General features: G+C 73.3%; 20 protein-coding genes. 13 read left to right on the top strand and 7 right to left on the bottom strand.

The genetic code is table 11. From position 1 onward, the window contains the following. The first annotated feature begins 78 nt into the window (after window positions 1–78). Both Q2K19_RS08805 and Q2K19_RS08800 read left to right on the top strand, forming a co-directional pair. Complete coding sequence (locus Q2K19_RS08805) at window positions 79–495, top strand: helix-turn-helix domain-containing protein (RefSeq protein WP_302769319.1); 417 nt, start codon at window positions 79–81, stop codon at window positions 493–495. Between the two features lie 12 nt (window positions 496–507). Next, window positions 508–666: a toxin-antitoxin system HicB family antitoxin gene (locus Q2K19_RS08800; protein ID WP_302769317.1), complete on the top strand. Its 159-nt coding sequence runs from the start codon at window positions 508–510 to the stop codon at window positions 664–666. On the opposite strand, the gene Q2K19_RS08795 is transcribed toward Q2K19_RS08800, so the two are convergent. Next, window positions 667–2,346: a DNA repair helicase XPB gene (locus tag Q2K19_RS08795; RefSeq protein WP_302769315.1), complete on the bottom strand. Its 1,680-nt coding sequence runs from the start codon at window positions 2,344–2,346 to the stop codon at window positions 667–669. It lies immediately after the preceding gene. A 174-nt stretch (window positions 2,347–2,520) separates the two neighbouring features. On the opposite strand from Q2K19_RS08795, the gene Q2K19_RS08790 reads away from it, so the two are divergent. Both Q2K19_RS08790 and Q2K19_RS08785 read left to right on the top strand, forming a co-directional pair. Further along, the gene (locus Q2K19_RS08790) at window positions 2,521–3,393 is read left to right on the top strand and encodes a L,D-transpeptidase family protein (RefSeq protein ID WP_302769313.1); all 873 of its coding nucleotides are present in this window, start codon (window positions 2,521–2,523) and stop codon (window positions 3,391–3,393) included. A 104-nt stretch (window positions 3,394–3,497) separates the two neighbouring features. Then, window positions 3,498–3,734 (top strand): hypothetical protein, encoded by a 237-nt coding sequence (locus Q2K19_RS08785; RefSeq protein WP_302769312.1) that lies wholly within the window; start codon window positions 3,498–3,500, stop codon window positions 3,732–3,734. A 4-nt stretch (window positions 3,735–3,738) separates the two neighbouring features. Here the strand turns inward: Q2K19_RS08785 and Q2K19_RS08780 are convergent, their stop codons facing one another. Next, the gene (locus tag Q2K19_RS08780) at window positions 3,739–6,210 is read right to left on the bottom strand and encodes a helicase-associated domain-containing protein (protein ID WP_302769310.1); all 2,472 of its coding nucleotides are present in this window, start codon (window positions 6,208–6,210) and stop codon (window positions 3,739–3,741) included. Between the two features lie 84 nt (window positions 6,211–6,294). Here Q2K19_RS08780 and Q2K19_RS08775 point away from each other — a divergent pair, with 84 nt between their 5' ends. Both Q2K19_RS08775 and Q2K19_RS08770 read left to right on the top strand, forming a co-directional pair. Continuing rightward, entirely contained in the window at window positions 6,295–6,918 is a 624-nt protein-coding gene (locus Q2K19_RS08775) for an HAD family hydrolase (RefSeq protein ID WP_302769307.1), read from the top strand. A gap of 28 nt (window positions 6,919–6,946) precedes the next feature. Continuing rightward, on the top strand, window positions 6,947–7,333 hold the full coding sequence (locus tag Q2K19_RS08770) for a cold-shock protein (RefSeq protein WP_302769305.1): 387 nt from the start codon (window positions 6,947–6,949) through the stop codon (window positions 7,331–7,333). Here Q2K19_RS08770 and Q2K19_RS08765 read toward each other — a convergent pair. Further along, on the bottom strand, window positions 7,294–8,124 hold the full coding sequence (locus Q2K19_RS08765; RefSeq protein WP_302769303.1) for a 1,4-dihydroxy-6-naphthoate synthase: 831 nt from the start codon (window positions 8,122–8,124) through the stop codon (window positions 7,294–7,296). The genes Q2K19_RS08770 and Q2K19_RS08765 overlap by 40 nt on opposite strands. 851 nt (window positions 8,125–8,975) lie before the next feature. On the opposite strand from Q2K19_RS08765, the gene Q2K19_RS08760 reads away from it, so the two are divergent. Beyond that, window positions 8,976–9,788 (top strand): GNAT family N-acetyltransferase, encoded by an 813-nt coding sequence (locus Q2K19_RS08760; protein WP_302769301.1) that lies wholly within the window; start codon window positions 8,976–8,978, stop codon window positions 9,786–9,788. A gap of 68 nt (window positions 9,789–9,856) precedes the next feature. On the opposite strand, the gene Q2K19_RS08755 is transcribed toward Q2K19_RS08760, so the two are convergent. Together Q2K19_RS08755 and Q2K19_RS08750 are read right to left on the bottom strand one after the other, a co-directional pair. Then, window positions 9,857–10,507, bottom strand: a complete 651-nt coding sequence (locus Q2K19_RS08755) for a futalosine hydrolase (RefSeq protein ID WP_302769299.1) — start codon at window positions 10,505–10,507, stop codon at window positions 9,857–9,859. Then, on the bottom strand, window positions 10,504–12,102 hold the full coding sequence (locus Q2K19_RS08750; RefSeq protein ID WP_302769297.1) for an MFS transporter: 1,599 nt from the start codon (window positions 12,100–12,102) through the stop codon (window positions 10,504–10,506). Before Q2K19_RS08750 ends, Q2K19_RS08755 begins: the two co-directional genes overlap by 4 nt. An 87-nt stretch (window positions 12,103–12,189) precedes the next feature. Between Q2K19_RS08750 and Q2K19_RS08745 the strand changes: the two genes are divergently transcribed. Beyond that, window positions 12,190–13,029, top strand: coding sequence for a DUF3027 domain-containing protein (locus tag Q2K19_RS08745; RefSeq protein WP_302769295.1), 840 nt, complete (start codon window positions 12,190–12,192; stop codon window positions 13,027–13,029). 21 nt (window positions 13,030–13,050) lie between these two features. Here Q2K19_RS08745 and Q2K19_RS08740 read toward each other — a convergent pair whose 3' ends face one another. Continuing rightward, complete coding sequence (locus Q2K19_RS08740; protein ID WP_302769294.1) at window positions 13,051–13,311, bottom strand: DUF2530 domain-containing protein; 261 nt, start codon at window positions 13,309–13,311, stop codon at window positions 13,051–13,053. An 89-nt stretch (window positions 13,312–13,400) separates the two neighbouring features. On the opposite strand from Q2K19_RS08740, the gene Q2K19_RS08735 reads away from it, so the two are divergent. From Q2K19_RS08735 to thpR, 5 genes are all read left to right on the top strand, one after another. After that, the gene (locus Q2K19_RS08735; RefSeq protein ID WP_302769293.1) at window positions 13,401–14,882 is read left to right on the top strand and encodes an NCS2 family permease; all 1,482 of its coding nucleotides are present in this window, start codon (window positions 13,401–13,403) and stop codon (window positions 14,880–14,882) included. Window positions 14,883–14,946: 64 nt separating this feature from the next. Next, window positions 14,947–15,396, top strand: coding sequence for a MarR family winged helix-turn-helix transcriptional regulator (locus Q2K19_RS08730; RefSeq protein ID WP_302769291.1), 450 nt, complete (start codon window positions 14,947–14,949; stop codon window positions 15,394–15,396). Window positions 15,397–15,470: 74 nt separating this feature from the next. Next, window positions 15,471–16,757 (top strand): MFS transporter, encoded by a 1,287-nt coding sequence (locus Q2K19_RS08725; RefSeq protein ID WP_302769289.1) that lies wholly within the window; start codon window positions 15,471–15,473, stop codon window positions 16,755–16,757. 119 nt (window positions 16,758–16,876) lie between these two features. Further along, entirely contained in the window at window positions 16,877–17,386 is a 510-nt protein-coding gene (locus tag Q2K19_RS08720) for a hypothetical protein (protein ID WP_302769288.1), read from the top strand. Window positions 17,387–17,396: 10 nt separating this feature from the next. Beyond that, window positions 17,397–17,975 (top strand): RNA 2',3'-cyclic phosphodiesterase, encoded by a 579-nt coding sequence (gene thpR, locus Q2K19_RS08715; RefSeq protein WP_302769286.1) that lies wholly within the window; start codon window positions 17,397–17,399, stop codon window positions 17,973–17,975. A 153-nt stretch (window positions 17,976–18,128) separates the two neighbouring features. Here the strand turns inward: thpR and Q2K19_RS08710 are convergent, their stop codons facing one another. Next, window positions 18,129–19,115 (bottom strand): aldo/keto reductase, encoded by a 987-nt coding sequence (locus tag Q2K19_RS08710; RefSeq protein WP_302769285.1) that lies wholly within the window; start codon window positions 19,113–19,115, stop codon window positions 18,129–18,131. Between the last annotated feature and the right edge of the window lie 51 nt (window positions 19,116–19,166).

Here is a 19,166-nt window from a genome sequence, read left to right as displayed (position 1 = left end):
CTTGCCCTGGCGCATCGCGCGCCATGGGGTGCACCGTAGAAGTTCAGGTCGACCTGAAGTCAATTCCTAAGGAACGGCGTGACGACGTGGCGAATCGGAGATGCGGCGGCGCTGGTCGGCGTCCCGACACATGTGCTGCGGCATTGGGAGGAGGTCGGGGCGCTCGAACCGGCCCGGCTCGCCAACGGGCATCGGATCTACGACGACGAGACGATCACGCGGGCGCGTCTGATCCGGCTCTGCCAGCGGGCTGGCATGTCACTGACCGAGATCGGAGACCTGTATCGCGGCGACGGTCAGCGCCGCGCCGCGCTGGTGCGTGACCGACGGGACCGGATCGCCGACCAGATCCGGCGACTACACGCCGCACAGGACTTCCTTGATCACGTACTCGCCTGCGCGCACCCAATCGTGTCGACCTGCCCCGAGTGCAGCAGCTTCGCCGCCAGGTCGGCATCAGACGCACGCCAGTCAGAACTGGCTCTTCGTGATTGAGAACGGCAGGCGTTGGGCTGGGGCGATCCAGCCCTCACGGCGTCTTGGCACTACTCGGGCAAGTTCAACCTGCGCGCCGGGGAGAGCCTGCACCGCGAGCTGGCGATGCAGGCCGCCGAGGACGGCATGAGCCCCAACCAGTACGTCCTGCGGAAGCTCAGCGCCGCCTGATCAGTCGAACGACGGCAGCGAGGGCCCGAGGACGTCGTCGGCGTCCACGATGGTGTACGCGTACCCCTGCTCGGCCAGGAACCGCTGCCGGTGCGCCGCGTACTCGGTGTCGATCGTGTCCCGGGAGACCACGGTGTAGAAGTGCGCCTGGCGGCCGTCGGACTTCGGCCGGAGCACCCGGCCGAGCCGCTGCGCCTCCTCCTGCCGTGACCCGAACGTCCCCGACACCTGGATCGCCACCGCCGCCTCGGGCAGGTCGATGGAGAAGTTGCCGACCTTCGAGATGACCAGCGTCCGCACCTCCCCGGACCGGAACGCGTCGAACAGCCGCTCCCGCTCCTTGTTGGTGGTGGACCCCTGCACGATGGGCGCGTCCAGGTATTCCCCGAGCTGGTGCAGCTGGTCGATGTACCCGCCGATGACCAGCACCTGCTCGTCCGGGTGCCGGTCCACGAGGGCGCGGACCACCGGCAGCTTGGTGCGGGCGGTCGCCGCCATCCGGTAGCGCTCCTCGGCCTCCGCGGTCGCGTACGCCATCCGCTCGGCGTCGGTGAGGGTGACCCGGACCTCGGTGCACTCGGCCGGGGCGATCCAGCCCTGCGACTCGATGTCCTTCCACGGCGCGTCGTACCGCTTGGGGCCGATCAGGCTGAACACGTCACCCTCGCGGCCGTCCTCGCGTACCAGAGTCGCCGTGAGGCCGAGCCGGCGGCGGGCCTGGAGGTCCGCGGTGAACCGGAAGATCGGCGCGGGCAGCAGGTGGACCTCGTCGTAGATGACCAGGCCCCAGTCGCGGGCGCCGAACAGGTCCAGGTGGGTGAAGGTGCCCTTCTTGCGCGAGGTGAGCACCTGGTACGTGGCGATGGTGACCGGGCGGATCTCCTTGCGCTCGCCCGAGTACTCGCCGATCTCCTCCTCGGTGAGCGAGGTGCGGGCGATCAGCTCCCGCTTCCACTGCCGGCCGGCGACCGTGTTGGTGACCAGGATCAGCGTGGTGGCCTTCGCCTCGGCCATCGCCGCCGCGCCCACGAGGGTCTTGCCGGCGCCGCAGGGCAGCACGACCACGCCGGACCCGCCGGCCCAGAACGCGTCCACGGCCTCCCGCTGGTAGGACCGCAGGGTCCACGGCTTCCGGCCGTCCTTGCCGGCTTCGGCCAGCTCGATCGGGTGGGCCTCGCCGTCGACGTACCCGGCCAGGTCCTCGGCGGGCCAGCCGAGCTTGAGCAGCGCCTGCTTGAGCCGGCCCCGCTCGGACGGGTGCACCTGGATGGTGTCGTCGTCGATCTTCGCGCCGAGCATGCCGGCGAGCTTCTTGCTCTTGGCGACCTCGACCAGCACCACCCGGTCCAGGGCGCGCAGCACCAGGCCGTGCGCCGGGTCGTTGGCGAGCTGGAGCCGGCCGTACCGGTCCATGGTCTCGGCAACGTCGACCAGCAGCGCGTGCGGCACCGGGTAGCGGGAGTACTTGATCAGCGTGTCGACCACGCCCTCGGCGTCGTGGCCGGCGGCCCGGGCGTTCCACAGGCCCAGCGGGGTCAGCCGATAGGTGTGCACGTGCTCGGGGGAGCGCTCCAGCTCGGCGAACGGCGCGATGGCCATCCGGCAGGCCTGCGCGTCCGGGTGGTCGATCTCCAGCAGCAGGGTCTTGTCCGACTGCACGATCAGTGGTCCACCGCTCACGCCAGCGTCCTCTCCCTATGTCGGATTCGTCGCCCGCAGGCAGGCTGACCTGCCGCAGGCGGACCATCCAGTGTTGCACGCGTAGGGGTGACCGAAAAATGTCACGCCGGACAGGCAACGTGACGGACCTCCCGTACGTCTAGCAAGCGGGACAACTGTCCAAGGGGAGGGTCCATGAAGCGTGTCTGGTTCGCCAGCAGGGTCGTCACCCTGGCGGCGGTGGTGCTGGTCGGCGCCGGGGCGTGCGCGCCCGATCCGCAGGGCGACGGATCCGGGGCGGGCGCCCCGGCCCCCGTCGGCCTGACGGAACAGGTATCGGGGGCGGGCGCGACGCCCACGCCGGACCAGCCGACCGGGTCCCCCTCGGAACAGCCGAGCCGGACGGCCACTCCGCAGCCCAGCCGCACGACCAGCACACCCAAGCCGACCGCCACGACGAAGTCGAGCGGGTCCACCGGCTGCCCGCGGGGCGAGCACCAGCGGGCCGTCGAGACGTACCTGGCCCGGCTGGGCGGGTTCGGCAAGGTGACCGTGGACGGGAAGCAGTCGGCCGCCGACTGCACCGCGATCAAGAAGTTCCAGCGCCGCTACGGGATCAGCCCCGCCGCCGGCCGCGCCGGCGCCACCACGTACGACGTGGCGAAGCGGCTGGCCACCACCGACGTGCACCGCTGCAAGGCCGGCTCCGGCCTCACCTTCTGCGTCGACCTGACCCACCAGACCGTGTGGGCGATGCGCGGCGGCAAGGTGATCATGGGTCCGACGGTCACCCGCACCGGCATGTCCGGGTACGCCACCCCGTCCGGCACCTACCACGTCGGTGGACGGAACCTGCGGGAATGGTCCAACCCGTACGAGGTGTGGCTGCCCTACTGGCAGCAGTTCACCGGCGGGATCGGCTTCCACGAGACCACGACGTACCTGCACAACAAGTCGATCGGCTCGCACGGCTGCGTCAACCTGCTGCACCGCGACGCGGTACGTCTCTGGGAGTTGGGCTCGATCGGCACCCGGGTGTCCGTCTTCGGCCGCCGCCCCGGCACCTGAGCCCGCCCGCGTGACCGTCCCGGATCAGGGTTTTGACCCCTGGTCCGGCCCACCCGTTCGGTGCCACGCTGGACGTCAGGTCCGGACGGGGCGGGAGGGCTGACATGACGGTCGACCAGGACGTGCGCCCCGAGGAAAACCGGGCAGCCGGCCACGACGTGTCCACCGTGGCCCTGGTCGGCTACGCCACCGCCGCCGTCGGCCTGTTCGGTTGGTTCCTGTTCGGGCTGCTCGTGCAGCGGCAGGGCTTCGTCGACTCGGTCGGCGAGTCCGCCGGCGCCGGCTTTGCGCTGCTGCTCGCCGTGTCCGTGGTCGGCGCGTTCCGCCACAACGGGCAATAGCCGATCAGTCCTCCAGCACCGCCGCGGTGATCCGGTGCAGCGCGAAGGTGTGCAGCATCTCCGTGCGCTCGTCCTCGGCCCGCAGGTAGCCCGCCCCGATCGACACCGGCCGGACCAGCCGGGACGCGGTCGCCCCGTGCGCGTCGACGTAGCCCACCCAGACCAGCGCCTTGTCCCGCAGGGCCTGCTGGAGCACCGCGAGGGCGTCGCTGTGGGTGTGCGCCGGCGCCGGGCCGGTGCGCGCCGTGCCGCCGCGGACCACCGCCGGGGCCCGCCGGGCCGCCCGCGCCGCCGCCTCGCCGCGCCGGATCTGCTCCACCACGCCGAGCAGGCGGGGCAGCGGCAGCCGGGGCGCCGCCAAGGGGTCCAGGCTCCGGGCGGCGGCCGACACCCAGGCGGGCGCCCGCCGGGTCTTCGGCCGGGACAGCACCGTCGAGCCGCTGGCGTCCTCGGGCACCGGCGCGTAGCCGGCGTCGCGCAACGCGACCAGCATCCGCTGCACCTGGTACGGGGTGACGAGCACCGTCGGGGCCAGCCGGCGGAACGCCAACGGCTCCAGCCGCTTGTCGGCCAGCACCTCGGTGAGCAGCGCCTCGTCGTCGCTGCGCACGTACCCGCCGGCCGAGCCGACCCGCAGCCCGCCGTGCTTGCGGGCCACGTCGTCCACCAGGTAGGTCAACCCCTGCGGGACGGGTGTACGGGACCGGCGGCGGAACAGCGTGTGCAGGTCGTCGGCCGAGTAGCCGGTGTCCAGGGCCCGCCGCACGCTGGCCGTGGTGACCCGGTGCACGCTCGCCCCGCCGGCCGACTCGTGCTCGGCCACCACGTCCAGCTCGGCGGCGAGCGCCGGGTCGGGCGGGCCGGGCACCACCACGGTCAGGTCGGCCTGCACGAGGAAGTGGTCGACCGGGGCGGGCAGCAGCGCGTCCAGCGCCCGGACAGCGGTGGACGGCTCGCCCGACTCGGCGTCGGCATGCAGCCCGAGCGGGTCGTCGGCCCGCTCGTCGGCATCGGTCAGCTCGGCCAGCAGCAGCCGCCCGTACGAGGTGATTGCCCCGAGACCGGTCATCCCGAGCTGGGCCGCCTCGGCCAGCACCTCCCGGTGGGCGGCCTCCCGCCCTCGAGCCCGCCGGGGCGCCCGCCAGTCCAGCAGCTCCAGCACCTCGTCGGGGGTCGGGGCGGTCGCCGGCGGCAGGTCGGCCAGCACGGCGAGCACCGAACGCCGGGCGGCGGGGGCGCCGGCCCGTTCCGCCTCGGCGGAGAGCACCGAGATCGGCCGGTCCCGGTCGTCGCGCTGCCCGACCAGGCCCGCCTGCCGGGTCATGGTCAGCCAGGCCCGGGCGAGCTGCTCCCAGCGCTGGGCGAGCGAGGCCGCCCGCCACACCTCGTACCCGCCGGTGGGCAGGATCTGCTGGTCGCCGCCGTAGCGGGCGGTGACGGCACCGGTCAGCTCCAGCTCGCCGACCAGCCCGGCCGCGTACGCGACCTCGAAGAGCAGGGCGGTGGTGGCGTCGTCCAGCCCGAGGCCCCGGGCCAGCCGGCGCAGGTCACGCACGCCGACGCCACCGGAGCGCAGCACCGGGGCCGGCTCAGCGGCCAGGCTCTCCAGCAGCGCCTCGGTCTGCCGGACCACCTCCATGGTCTGCCCGGCCCCGGCGGAGTCCACCGCCTTCGCCTCCCGGGCCGGGCTCGCCACCACGGGCGGGCTGGTGCGCAGCGGGCCCAGCGGACCGGCGTCCCGGCGCAGCAGCAGCCCCACCTCGCGGGGCAGCTCGACGGTGCCACCGCCCTTGACGGCCGACATCCGCACGAGCAGCCGGTGCTCCACCAGCCAGCGGATCGGGGAGCCGGTGGGCGCGCCCCCGTTGACCAGGTCCGGCGGGAGGACGTCCTCGGCGCCGGTGGCGGGGGCCTCCAGCGCGCCCGGGGGCACGGTGCCGACCGGTGGGCCGGCGGCGAGCCGGTCAAGGATCGCCCGCGCCGAGGGCGGCGCGGCCAGCAGCGTCCGCCGCAGCTTCGCCGGGTCCGCGCAGAGGGCCGCCGTCCGCGCGTCCAGCTCCGCCGCCGGCCTGCCCAGCCCCGCCGGGTACGGGGACACCTCGTCGACGCCGCCCACCACGCGCAGGTCGTGCTCCGGGCCGTACAGCAGGAAGAGCCCGCGGAGCCGGTCGACCGCGCCCCGGACGGCGGTCGGCGCGGGCGGGTGCTCGCCGGCGGTGGCCATCGCCAGCACGGCGTCCGTGGAGGTGCCGCCGCCCGCCGGGTCCCGGGTGAGCCGGGCGGCGTCCAGGATCTGGAGGGTGAACTGGTCCAGCCCGTCGAGCGCCCGGGCCACGGAGACCCGCGACTGGGCGCGGATGGCGAGGGCGGAGACGTCGGCCGGCACCGGTACGACGAGGTCCGGCCGCAGCTGGAGCAGGGCGGCCAGGGCCTCGTCGGGAAGGGTCCGCAGGTGGTCGGCGAGTGAGGTGGTCATCGTCTTCCAACGCTAGCCCGGTTGAGGGCGGTCGCGCCCCTCGGACGTCCGGCTCGGTCCGGCTTGGCCGGGTACGTTCTCCGCATGCCTCCACTGATGGTCGGGTTCGACCTCGACATGACCCTGGTCGACTCGCGTCCCGGCATCGCCGCCGCCTACCGGGCGCTGACCGCGCAGACCGGCGTGCCCGTGGACGCCGAGCTGGCGGTCTCCCGGCTCGGGCCGCCGCTGCGCACCGAGATCGCGCACTGGTTCCCGCCCGAGCAGGTGGAGGAGGCGGTGCTCGCCTACCGCGAGCTCTACCCGGCGTACGCGATCACCCCGACCGTGCCGATGCCCGGCGCGGAGGCGGCGATCGACGCGGTGCACGCCCGCGGCGGCCGGGTGATGGTGGTGACCTCCAAGATCGGCCGGCTGGCCAAGCTGCACCTGGACCACCTCGGGCTGGCCGTCGACGAGCTGGCCGGGGACCTCTTCGCCGAGCAGAAGGCGACCGCGCTGCGGGAGCACGGCGCGACCCTGTACGTGGGCGACCACGTGGCCGACATGACCGCGGCGAAGACGGCGGGAATCCCCGGCGTGGGAGTGGCGACCGGGCCGTGTTCCCGGGCCGAACTGGGGGCGGCGGGTGCCCATCTGGTGCTGGATGATCTCACCGAATTCCCGGCGGCGCTGGACCGGATCATCCGGCTAGCCTGGGAGGGGTAGTTGTCTCGAGCGAAGCAGGGGTTTTCAGGTGCCGACGGGTCGAGTGAAGTGGTACGACGCGGCCAAGGGATACGGGTTCGTCACCAGTGACGAGGGTGGCGACGTGTTCCTGCCCAAGGGCGCGCTACCGACGGGCGTCACCGACCTGAAGGGCGGCCAGCGGGTCGATTTCAGCGTGGTCGACAGCCGCCGGGGCGCCCAGGCGATGGGGGTCAAGCTGCTGGAGGCGCCGCCGTCCGTGGCGGAGCTGCGCCGGCGGCCGGCCGAGGAGCTGCACGGCCTGGTCGAGGACATGATCAAGGTGCTGGAGGCGAAGGTCCAGCCGGACCTGCGCCGGGGCCGCTTCCCGGACCGGAAGACCGCGCAGAAGATCGCTCAGCTGGTCCACGCGGTGGCGCGCGAGCTGGAGGTCTGAGGGACGAGCCCGGCGTCGGCGGCCCGGCCCAGCAGCGCCTCCACGGCGGCGAAGCCGGCCTCTCCCAGGTCGGCGGTGAACTCGTTGACGTAGAGGCCGATGTGCTGGTCCACCACGTCGGGCTCCATCTCCTGCGCGTGGGAGAGCACGTACTCGCGGCTGGCCTCCGGGTCGGCCCAGGCCTGGCGTACCGACTCGCGGATCCAGGCGGCCGCCGCCACCGGGTCGACCGCGCCCTTGCGGGCCAGGATCGCGCCGAGCGGGATCGGCAGCCCGGTATCGCCCTCCCACCACTCGCCCAGGTCGACCAGGGCGGCCAGCCCGTGCCGCGGGTAGGTGAAGCGCGCCTCGTGGATCACCAGCCCGGCGTCGTACCGGCCGGCGGCGACGCCCGGCATGATCTCGTGGAACGGCACCACCTCGATCCGCGCCGGCGGCCGCTCCGCCGACCAGAGCCGGAACAGCAGGTACGCCGTGGTCCGCTCGCCCGGCACCGCCACGGTCGCGCCGGACAGGTCGGTCCGGCCCCCCGGGGTCAGCACCAGCGGCCCGCACCCCCGGCCCAGCGCCCCGCCGCAGGGCAGCAGGTGGTAGTCGTCGAGCAGCCAGGGCAGCGCCGCGTAGCTCACCTTCACCAGGTCGAACGCCCCGCGCTCGGCGGCCGTGTTGGTGACGTCCACGTCGGCGTAGGTCACCTCGACCGGCGGGGCACCCGGCACCCGGCCGTGCACGAGCGCGTCGAAGACGAAGGTGTCATTGGGGCAGGGGGAGATCGCCAGGGAGAGCGCCACGCCCCCACCGTAACCCCGCCCTCCCGACCACCCGCCACCCCGCCCCCGCCGCTGTGACCGACCGACCCGGCCCGCTGGCGTCGGTCGTCGGGGAGCAGTTCGTGGGCCACTGGCGCGGCAATCATCGTCCCCCGCCGCTGTAGCGCGACCGGCTGCCCCTGACGTCCGCGCGTGTCGAAGCAGGTCGTGGGGCGGTCCGCTCCCGTCGAACGTGCCCACGGTCCTAGAGGTGCCCGCCGGGCCGCCCACGGCTCAACCTGTCCGCCCAGTGGCGCAGGGCCCGCGGCTGCGGCCGAGGCAGCCTGTCCCGGCTTGACCCCGCCCGTACGTGCGGTCCGCCCGGCGGTGCAGGGTTCGCGGCTGCGGCCGAGGCAGCCCGTCCCGGCTCGACCCGCCCTTACTGGCGCTCCACCCGGCGTGCAGGGCCCCCGGCTGCGGTCGAGGCAGTCCGTCCCGGCCTCGACTGCCCTTACGGGCGGTCCACCCGGCGCGCGGGGCCCCGGCTGCGGCCGAGGCATGGCTTCCCGCAGCCTTTCGAGCTGATGTCGCAAACGACTCAGCGGCGGGATCCGACAGCACCGCAGGACTACCTCGTCGGCTCGCGCCCCAGCTCGCAGCCCTGCTGGCCGCGACTCGACCGTGCCGGGCGGCATGCGGACAGCGTCGGCGATATCACCAACGACTCAGCTCCAAAGGGCCTGACTATCCACATGCCGTCCGGCTCAGGAGCGGATGTCCACAGGGTTATCCACAGGCTTGGGTGCCCTGTTGAAACGGTGCCGCCGGGCCGGAAGCATGCCGGGTGTGGCTGAGCCGACCCTTCTGACAGACCACGGGGCAGACCTGGGTACGTGCTTCGCCGGCTTCGGCGGCGGACCGACCTGAGCCAGCGGGAGCTGGCCGCCCGGGCGGGGGTGCCGCAGTCCGCCGTGGCGCGGATCGAGTCCGGGCGCTCCGGCGATCCGCGCTGGCGGACGGTGGAGCGGCTGATCCGGGCGGCGGGCGGGCAGGTGCGGTTCGAAGTCCCGGCGGCCGACGAACCGCTGCACCTGCCGGCGCCCGTGCCGCATGACGGGCTCCGCGACCGGGCGGGGCGCCGCTATCCGGCGCACCTCGACGTGTGGGAGGTCCATGAGCCGAAGGACTGGCCCGGCGCATGGTGGGCGGAGTGGTACAACCTGCCCCCGGAGCGGTGGCCGCTGCCGTTGCCCCCGGCCACGTACGAGCTGAATCGGCGACATCGGAACCGACGGCGCTGGGCGGAGTGGGTCCGCGGCGTGGTGGCGGTGCGGCGAGTGACCGGAGGGGCGCTGCCGTTGACGTCCTGGCGGTTCGTCGCGGAACTGCCCGACGGGGAGCTGGTCGGCGAGCTCCGGGCGCACGAGCGGAGCCCTCACGTCCAGTGGGGTGGTGAGGAGCCGGTGGAGGCGCGGGAGGTGGTGCTCGACGGCGTGCTCGTCGCCGCCGACCACCGCCGCCTCGGCATCGGCCGCCGCCTGGTTCAGGCCCTCGTCGCGGAGTTCACCGCCGCCGGCATCGAGGTCGCCCGGGCTGTCGCCGACGGGCCGGGAGTGGACCTCCTGCTCGCCTGCGGTTTCCTGCTGGAGCCGGCCCGCCCCGCCGCGCTACGGCTGGAGCGGCCGGTAAGCGCCGGGCGCCGGTAAACGCAGGGCGCGGGTAAGCGCAGGGCGGCGAGTCAGCGCAGGGCGGCGAGTCAGCGCAGGGCGGCGAGTCAGCGCAGGGCGGCCGCCGCCGCGGTGAGGGCGGCGAACGCTTCCCGCATCCGCCAGGCATCCCGGTCCCGGGGCCCGATCGGGTTGGACACCGTCCGCAGCTCGGCGAAGGGCAGGCCGGCCTGGGCGGCGGCGACGCCGACGCCGTACCCCTCCATGGCCTCGGCCACCGCGTCGGGGTGGCGGGCGGTGAGGGCCTCCGTGCTCTCGGCGGTGCCGGTCACCGTGCTGACCGTGAGCACCGCGCCGACCACGGCCTCCGGCAGGGCCGTACGCAGCTCGGCCAGGAGTTGCGAGTCGGCGGTGACCACGCTTCCGACACCCAGCAGCTCCGCCGGCATGCCCAGCTCCTCGACCGGCAGGAAGCCCGCCGGCGACTCGGCGCCCAGGTCCGCGGCCACGCTGCGGGTCGCCAGCACCGTGCTGCCGACCGTCACCCGGCCGACGAAGCCGCCGGCGATGCCCGCGCTGACCACCCCCCGGTACGGCCGTCCGGCCGCCTCGGCCAGCGCCAGCAGGCGGGCCGTGGCGGCCCCGGCGACGGCGGGGCCCACCCCGGCCGGGGCGACGGTCACCGTCGGGTCGGCCAGCCCCGCCCGCACGGCCTCCGCCTCGGCGGGCACGGCGGTCACCACCAGCAGTCCGCTCACCCGACCGGCCCCCGGGGTTGCCGCTGGTTCTCGTCCTCGACCCCGCCGGTGCCGCCGACGGCCGAGGAGGGGCGGTAGATGTGGAAGCCGGGCGGCGCCAGCTCGTCGTCGACCAAGGTGGTCTCCGTGCGCCCCGGCGAGGGGGCCGGCGAGGTGGGCGCGGCGTCGCCGTACTCGTCCGGCTGCTCGGCGGCCAGCTCCGCGTCGCCGAGCGGCCGGCCCACCAGGTGCTCGTTGCGCAGCCGGGTGGCCACCAGCACGCCGCGCGCGGCCACGAGCGTGGCCACGCCGGCGACGACCATGACCCCGACCCGGCCGGTGAAGGGGACCAGGCCGAGCCCACCGCCGGCCACGAAGGCGAGCATCAGCGCCGTCTCCGAGTGGGCGAAGGAGCTGGCCCGCAGCCGCTCCGGGATCCGTTCCTGGATCGACGCGTCCACGGCCAGCTTGGAGATCCCGCTGATCAGCGAGGTGACCAGGCAGAGCAGGGCCACCATCGGCAGGGAGAACTTCAACGCGGCCAGCACCGCCACCCCGGCCACGATGACGATGCCGCTGGACTGGATCGCGGTCGGCCGGTGGATCCGCAGCCGGGTGCCGATCGCGGTGGCCAGGAAGGTGCCGACCGCCAGGGCGCCGCCGACCAGCCCCAGCGCGGCCTGGGCGCCCAGCGTCCGGCCGAAGAAGTCGGTGGTCAGGTCGCCGGCCTTGATCGCGAAGGCCAGGAAGAGCAGCAGGAAGCCGTACAGCCCGCGCAGCGCCGCCGCGCCGATCAGCGTGGCGATCACCAGGCGGCCGGCGGGGCGGCCCCGGCCCAGCGGCCGTTCCCTCTCCCCGCGGCGCAGCGCCCGCAGCGGGCGCGGCACCCGCTCCGGCGGCTCGGAGTCCGCCTTCGGCGGCAGCCGCAGCGAGATCACCATGCCGATCAGGAAGATCAACGAGGCGACCCGGAGCGGCCACTGCGGCCCCAACCAGAACGCGGCCAGCCCGATCGGGGCGACCAGCCCGCCGGCCACCGTGCCGTAGACGCTGGCCCGGGCACCCACCTGGGACAGCCCCAGCCCCTCCGGCAGCAGCCGGGGCACCGCCGCCGAGCGGGCCACCCCGTACGCGCGGGAGAGGGCGAGCACGCCGAACGCCGCCGGGTAGAGCCCGAAGCTGCCGATGTAGTCGGAGATCAGCCAGGCCAGGAAGGCCCGGCCCAGCATGGTGGTGGCCAGCGCGTACCGGCGGCCGTGCCGGAAGTGGTCCAGCAGCGGACCCACCACCGGGGCGAGCATGGCGAACGGCACCATCGTCACCAGCAGGTAGAGCGCGACCTTGTTCCGGGCCTCGCCCAGCGGCACGTCGAAGAAGATCGTCCCGGCCAGGCCGATGGCGATCAGGGTGTCCCCGGCGCAGGAGAGGGCGTGCAGGTCGAACAGGCGGACCATGCCGAGCTCGTTGCCGGCGCTGCGGGCCCGGGCCGACCCGGCCCGCCGGGTCATCCACCGCCCACCCCGCAGCGAGCCGCGGAACAGCAGGCGGGTGGCGCGGATGCCCGTGCCGACGGTCCGCCCGAGGACGGACCGCCCGGAGCGGGAGGACGACGGCATGTCCCCCATCCTCACCCATCTGATCCACGTGTGCGGCATCAGCCGGGGATAACGACTCCGGGGAGTGCCTGTCAGTCGACCCTGGGCATGGGGAACAATGGTCGGGTGACCAGGCCCGCCTCCGCCCGCGCTCCCCGGCTCGACCAGGTCTGCGCCGCCGCCGTCGAGGTGGCCCGCGCAGCCATCACAGAGGCCGAGGCCGACTGCGTCGGCGAGCACCTCCAGGCCGTCGCCGAGGGCGACCGGCTCGTCACCCACTACTTCGAGTGCCGGCTCAGCGGTTACCGCGGCTGGCGCTGGGCCGTCACCGTGACCCGGGTGCCGCGCAGCCGCCACGTGACGGTCTGCGAGACCGTTCTGCTGCCCGGCCCCGACGCGCTGCAGGCCCCCGGCTGGGTGCCCTGGCAGGAGCGGCTCAAGCCGGGCGACCTGGGGCCGGGCGACCTGCTGCCCACCCCGCCGGACGACGAGCGTCTCGCCCCGGGCTACGTGCTCTCCGACGACCCGGCGGTCGAGGAGACCGCGTGGGAGCTCGGCCTGGGCCGGGCCCGGGTGCTGTCCCGGGAGGGCCGCTCGGAGGCCGCCCAGCGCTGGTACGACGGTGACCACGGCCCCTCGGCGGCGATCTCGGCGGCCGCGCCGGCCGCCGCCCGTTGCGGCACCTGCGGCTTCTACCTGCCGCTCGCCGGGTCGCTGCGGCAGTCCTTCGGCGCCTGCGGCAACTTCTACGCCCCGGACGACGGCCGGGTGGTGAGCGCCGACCACGGTTGCGGCGCGCACTCGGAGACGCTGATCGAGGCGGCCGAGACCCCGGTCGACGAGCTGCCCACGGTCTACGACGACAGCGCGGTCGAGGCGGTGTCGGTGAGCCGGGCTCCGGGCTCCGTGGAGGCGGCCGAGCCGGCGGAGCCGTACGGCCACTCCTGACGGTCGCGCCCCGCGGGGCGGTCAGCCCTGCCGGGCGGCGGCTTCGCGGCGACGGCGCCGGTTGGCGTCGTGGCGCATCATCACGGCGAGACCGGGAAAGCCCCACAGAAATCCGGCCAGGCAGGTCCAGAGCCAGTTCTGGTGCCCGTGCTCGGTGAGCCAACCGCGGAAGAAGATCAGCAGTACCAGCCCGACCAGCGCCCAGACGATCAACCCGGCGACGGCGAACGGCACCATCGGCGGGTCGAGCGGCTCGGGCCGCGGCGGTTGCTCCTGGGGCACCGGCACAGCGTACGCGATCGTCCTTCCCTGCCCGCCGGTGATCTGGGACGATGCGCGCGACAGCCGGCCGATGACCCTGCGAGGACCCGATGGCCATAGCGCCGCCGCCGGACCACGGCACTCCACCTGTTCCCGCTCAGCCGCGCAACGCCTTCGACCGCTTCTTCGAGATCTCCGCCCGCGGCTCGCACCCGAGCCGGGAGATCCGCGGTGGCCTGGCCACCTTCTTCACGATGGCGTACATCGTGGTGCTGAACCCGCTGATCCTGGGCAGCGCCGTCGACGGCGACGGCCGCAAACTCGCCATCCCGGCGCTCGCCGCCGCCACCGCGCTGGTGGCCGGCCTGATGACCATCCTGATGGGCGTGGCGGCCCGGTTCCCGATGGCGCTGGCCGCCGGGCTGGGCGTGAACGCGCTGGTCGCGTTCGAGATCGCGCCGGAGATGACCTGGGCCGACGCGATGGGCCTGGTGGTGATCGAGGGTGTGGTGATCGGCATCCTGGTGCTGACCGGGCTGCGTACCGCGGTGTTCCGCTCGGTGCCCACCCAGCTGAAGACGGCGATCGGCGTCGGCATCGGCCTCTTCCTCACCCTCATCGGCCTGGTCGACGCCGGCTTCGTCCGCCGAGTGCCGGACATCGCGAACACCACCGTCCCGGTCGGCCTGGGCATCAACGGCAAGATCGTCAGCTGGCCGATGCTGGTCTTCGTGGTGGGCCTCCTGCTCACCGTGGTGCTGGTGGTACGCCGGGTCCGCGGCGCGATCCTGATCGGCATCCTCACCTCCACCGTGCTGGCGATCGTGGTGGAGGCGATCGGCCACATCGGGCCGTCCTTCGTGAACGGCACGCCCAACCCGAAGGGCTGGGCGCTCAACGTGCCCCGGCTGCCGGAGAAGATCGTCGACGTCCCGGATCTCTCCCTGCTGGGGCACTTCAACGTGCTGGACTCGTGGAGCCGGGCCGGCTGGCTGGTCCCGCTGATGTTCGTCTTCACCCTGCTGATCACGGATTTCTTCGACACGATGGGCACGATGGTGGCCATCGGCCAGGAGGGGGACATGCTCGACGAGCGGGGCACCCCGCCGCGGGCCCGGGAGATCCTGCTGGTCGACTCGATCGCCGCGGCGGCGGGTGGCGCGGCGAGCGTCTCCAGCAACACGTCGTACATCGAGAGCGCGGCCGGCGTCGCGGAGGGTGCCCGGACCGGGGTGGCCAACCTGGTCACCGGTGGCCTGTTCCTGCTGGCCATGTTCCTGGCGCCGCTGTCGGAAGTGGTGCCGTTCGAGGCGGCGTCGACGGCGCTGGTGGTGGTCGGCTTCCTGATGATGAGCGCGGTACGCACGATCGACTGGACCGATTACGAGATCGCCATCCCGGCGTTCCTCACCATCGTGCTGATGCCGTTCACCTACTCGATCTCGAACGGCATCGGCGCCGGTGTCGTCAGCTACGTGCTGGTGAAGCTGGCGAGGGGGAAGGCCCGGGAGATCCACCCCCTGCTGTACGGGGTGGCGGCACTGTTCATCCTGTACTTCCTGCGCGGCCCGATCGAGTCCGTGGTGAATTGACTCCCCTCGTGAGCCTGGTCATATCGCATGTCGTTAGCCAGGCTCATTAGTTAAGCTAACTACTGTGACGGAGCGGACGGTGACGGCGAAACGCGTGCCACCGGCGCAGCTGGCCCCTCAGCTGCGTGATGCGATCACCCGACTCAACCGGCGGGTCCGGCAAGCCCGCCCGGTCGGCGACCTGACGGGCAGCCAGCTCTCGGCGCTCACCAGCCTCAACCTGGCGGGCGCGCTGACGCCGCGGGAACTGGCCGACATCGAGCGGGTGCAACCGCCGACGATGACCAAGATCGTCGGGAAGCTGGAGGAGCGCGGCCTCGTGCAGCGCACCCCCCATCCGACCGACGGGCGGCAGGTCATCCTGGCGGCGACCGAGGGAGGTCGGGCCGTGCTCGAGCAGTTCGAGCGGGCCCGCAACCAGTGGCTGGCCAGCCGGCTGGCCGAGCTCAGCGAGGAGGAACGCGACACGCTCCGGCGGGCCGCGGACATCCTCCAGGTGATCGCTCGCGCCTGAGCCGGCACCGCGCCTCGCGGTCCGCTTCGTCCGCCGTGGATGAGGCGTACCCGACGCGAGGAGGCGCACCTAGAGTGCAGGCCAAGTTGAGCACGATGTTCCAGTCCCTACGAGTCCGCAACTACCGACTCTTCGCCACCGGACAGCTGATCAAGTTGATCGGCGTCTGGATGATGTACATCGCCCAGGACTGGCTCGTCCTCGACCTCAGCGGCAACTCCGCGACCGCGCTCGGTGTGGTCACCGCGCTCCAGTTCACCCCCGTCCTGCTGCTGACCCTGATCTCCGGCCGGCTCGCCGACCGGTACGACAAGCGGATGCTGCTCTTCATCGCCAACATCTTCTGGACGGTGCTGGCGCTGGCGATGAGCCTGCTGGTGGTCACCGGGCTGGTGCAGCTCTGGCACGTCTTCGCGTTCGCCGCCCTGCTCGGGGTGTTCAACGCGGTGGAGACCCCGGTCCGGCAGGCGTTCGTCTCCGAGCTGGTCGGCGTACCGCTGCTGCCGAACGCGCTCTCGCTCAACGCGGCCACCTTCAACTCGGCCCGGATCCTCGGCCCGGCCGTCGCCGGCCTGGCCATCGCCGCCTTCGACGTCGGGCCGGTCTTCCTGATCACCGCGTTCAGCTCGATCGCCCCGCTGGTCAACGTGGTCCGGATGCGCACCAGCGAGCTGTACCGCAAGGACCTGCCGCCGGCCGGCGAGCGCGACCAGGCCCGGGTGATCGACGGCCTGCGGTACGTCGCGCGCCGCCCCGACATCCTGCTGCCGATGGCGCTGATGTCGGTGGTCGGGATGAGCCTGTTCAACTTCCAGCTCACCCTCGCCGCGCTGTCCAAGACCGTGTTCAAGACCGGCGCCGCCTCGTTCGGCCTGTTCACCACCGCGCTGGCGGTCGGCGCGCTGACCGGCGCCCTGGCCGGCACCGGGCGGCGCAGCCGCCCCTCGGTCTGGCTGGTCCTCGGTGCCGCCGTCGGCTGCGCCAGCTTCGGCACGCTGGTCGGGCTCGCCCCGTCGTACTGGCTGGTGGTGGCGCTGCTAATGCCGACCGGGTTCTTCATGGTCTTCTTCGCCCAGGCCGCCAACCAGCGGGTCCAGCTCAGCGTCGACGCCTCCTTCCGGGGCCGGGTCATGGCGCTGTGGGTGCTGGTCTTCCTCGGTACCAACCCGGTGGGCGCGCCGATCATCGGCTGGGTGGCCGAGACGTACGGCGCCGGGACGAGCATCTGGGCCGGTGGGCTGATCTCGCTGGCCGCCGCGCTCCTCGCGCTCACCTGGCAACTCCGCCGCTCCGGTGCCCGGCTGCGGATGCGAATGCTGCCGATGCCCCGCTTCTACGTGGTGTCGCCCGGCGCCGAGTAAGGCGCGTTGACCGCTCGAAGGACCGGTTCCCGTCCCGGGGACCGGTCCTTCCGCATTCATCCAGTCCGGATATCGGCAACGAGGTGGCGGGTCACCACTATTCGGCATAGCTTCGATATGTGGGAGCGGGGCGGGGACTTCTGTTGGCGATGGCGATTCTCGCCGTCTGCTGCCTCCCCGCGCTCTTCGCGCTGCTCTTCTGCGCCGACGAGATCCTCGACCGGGTGGCCTGCCGGTGGGCGGAGTGGCGAGAGCAGCGCCGGGAAAGGCGCACCATCGCCCAGCTGGACCGGGCCATCGAGGCGGACGCGTTGACCCGCGACATCGACCTCACCGAGTTCGACCGGGACGGCCGGCGGCCGCTGGAACAGATCGCCGTCGACCTGCGCCGGCTCGGCGGCCACCGGCTCGCCGTCGCCGACCGTTCGGTGGTGTGGCACGGCGCGGTCATCGACGCGTACGACGAGCGGCTGCGGGCCGCCTGCCGGGCGCTGGGCATTCCCGAGCACCTGGCCGAGCTGGAGGGCGTCGACCGGGAGATCGAACGGGTCCGGGTGGAGGGGCTGCTGCACGCGGCCGGGCTCACCCTGCCCACCGCCCGCGCCGGCCACCACCAGCGGCACCGCTGACCCGGGCACCGTGCGGCTCTTCGTCGCGATCTACCCGCCCCGTCCGGCGGTCGACGACCTGACCGCCGAGGTCGCCCGGCTACGCGTCGGCGTCGCCTCCGCCGGCGGCACCAACGTCCGGCTGGCCGACCCGGCCCACGCCCACCTCACCCTGGCCTTCCTCGGTGACGTCGAGGAGTGCCGGCTGGTGGACGTCGAGAGCACCCTCGGCCTGGCCGCGGAGACGTTCCGAAATGGCCGGGACAGCGCGCCGCTGCTCCGCCTCGGGGGCGGCGGCAGCTTCGGGCGGGGCCGGTTCACGGTGCTCTGGGTGGACGTCCGGGGCGACGTGGACGCCCTGGCCACGCTGGCCCGGCTGATCCGCTTCGGGCTGCGCCGGGCCAAGCTGCCCCACGACGACAAGCCCTTCCGCGCCCACCTCACCATCGCCCGCCCCGGCGACCGGATCGACCGCGCCGACATCCTGGCCGACCGCGAGGCCCTGCACGACTACACCGGCCCCGAATGGCCCGCGGAGAAGCTCACCCTGGTCCGCAGCCACCCCGGCCCCCACCCCACCTACGACCACCTGGCCACCTGGCCCCTCTAACCCCACCCTCCCCCCTCACCCCTCCCCACCCCGCCCGACCCCGCCCTCCCCGCGCCGATCTTGCAGTTGCTGCCCAGGCAAAAGGTGCACAAGCCGCGACTTCGGGGCCCAAAGTGCAAGATCGGCGCGGGGGGAGGGAGGGGGAGGGGGGGGTTACCAGGCCCAGGCTTCGGGGCCGGGGCCGCCGTTGCCGACGGGGGGGAAGAGGTCGTTGAGGCGGGTGAGGGTGTCCTCGTCGAGCTTGACGTCGAGGGCGCCGAGGTTGCGGTCGAGCTGGTCCATGGTGCGGGGGCCGACGATCGGGGCGGTCACCCCGGGCCGGGAGAGCAGCCAGGCCAGCGCCACGTCGGCCGGGTCGTGGCCAAGGTCCGCGCAGAGCTTCTCGTACGCCTCGATGGTGGGCCGGTGCTCGGCGAGCGCGTCGGCCGACCGGCCGGTGGTGCCGCGCGCGGCGCCGCCCTCGGCCATCTTACGGATGACCCCGGAGAGCAGCCCGCCGTGCAGCGGCGACCAGGGGATGATGCCCAGCCCGTAGTGCTGCGCGGCCGGGATCACCTCCAGCTCGACGTACCGGGTCATCAGGTTGTAGATGCACTGCTCCGAGACGAGGCCGAGGAAGTTGCGCCGGCCCGCCGCGGCCTGCGCCTGGGCGATGTGCCAACCGGCGAAGTTGGACGATCCAACGTAGATGACCTTGCCCTGGGCGACCAGGGTCTCCATGGCCTGCCAGATCTCCTCCCAGGGCGTGGTCCGGGAGATGTGGTGCATCTGGTAGAGGTCGATGGTGTCGGTCTGCAGCCGGCGCAGCGAGTCCTCGCAGGCCCGGATGATGTGCCGGGCGCTGAGGCCCTGCTCGTTGGGCCACTCGCCCATCTTGCCGTACACCTTGGTGGCCAGGACGACCTTGTCGCGGCGCCCGCCGCCCTGCGCGAACCAGCGGCCGACGATCTGCTCGGTGACGCCCTCGCCGAGCTTCCAACCGTAGACGTTGGCCGTGTCGAAGAAGTTGATCCCATGTTCCAGCGCCCGGTCCATGATGGCGAAGCTGTCCGGCTCGTCGGTCTGCGGCCCGAAGTTCATGGTGCCGAGGCAGAGCCGGCTCACCGAGAGACCGGTGCGTCCCAGGTTCGTGTACTCCATGGGTCCACCCTGGCACGTGGGCACTTAGAGTGCCTCGCCTTACCAGGGTGC

This window comes from Micromonospora sp. NBRC 110009 (assembly GCF_030518795.1).
Taxonomy (GTDB): Bacteria; Actinomycetota; Actinomycetes; order Mycobacteriales; family Micromonosporaceae; genus Micromonospora.
The sequence above is the reverse complement of the archived record's forward strand: the minus strand, read 5'-3'. Positions and strand labels throughout refer to the sequence as shown.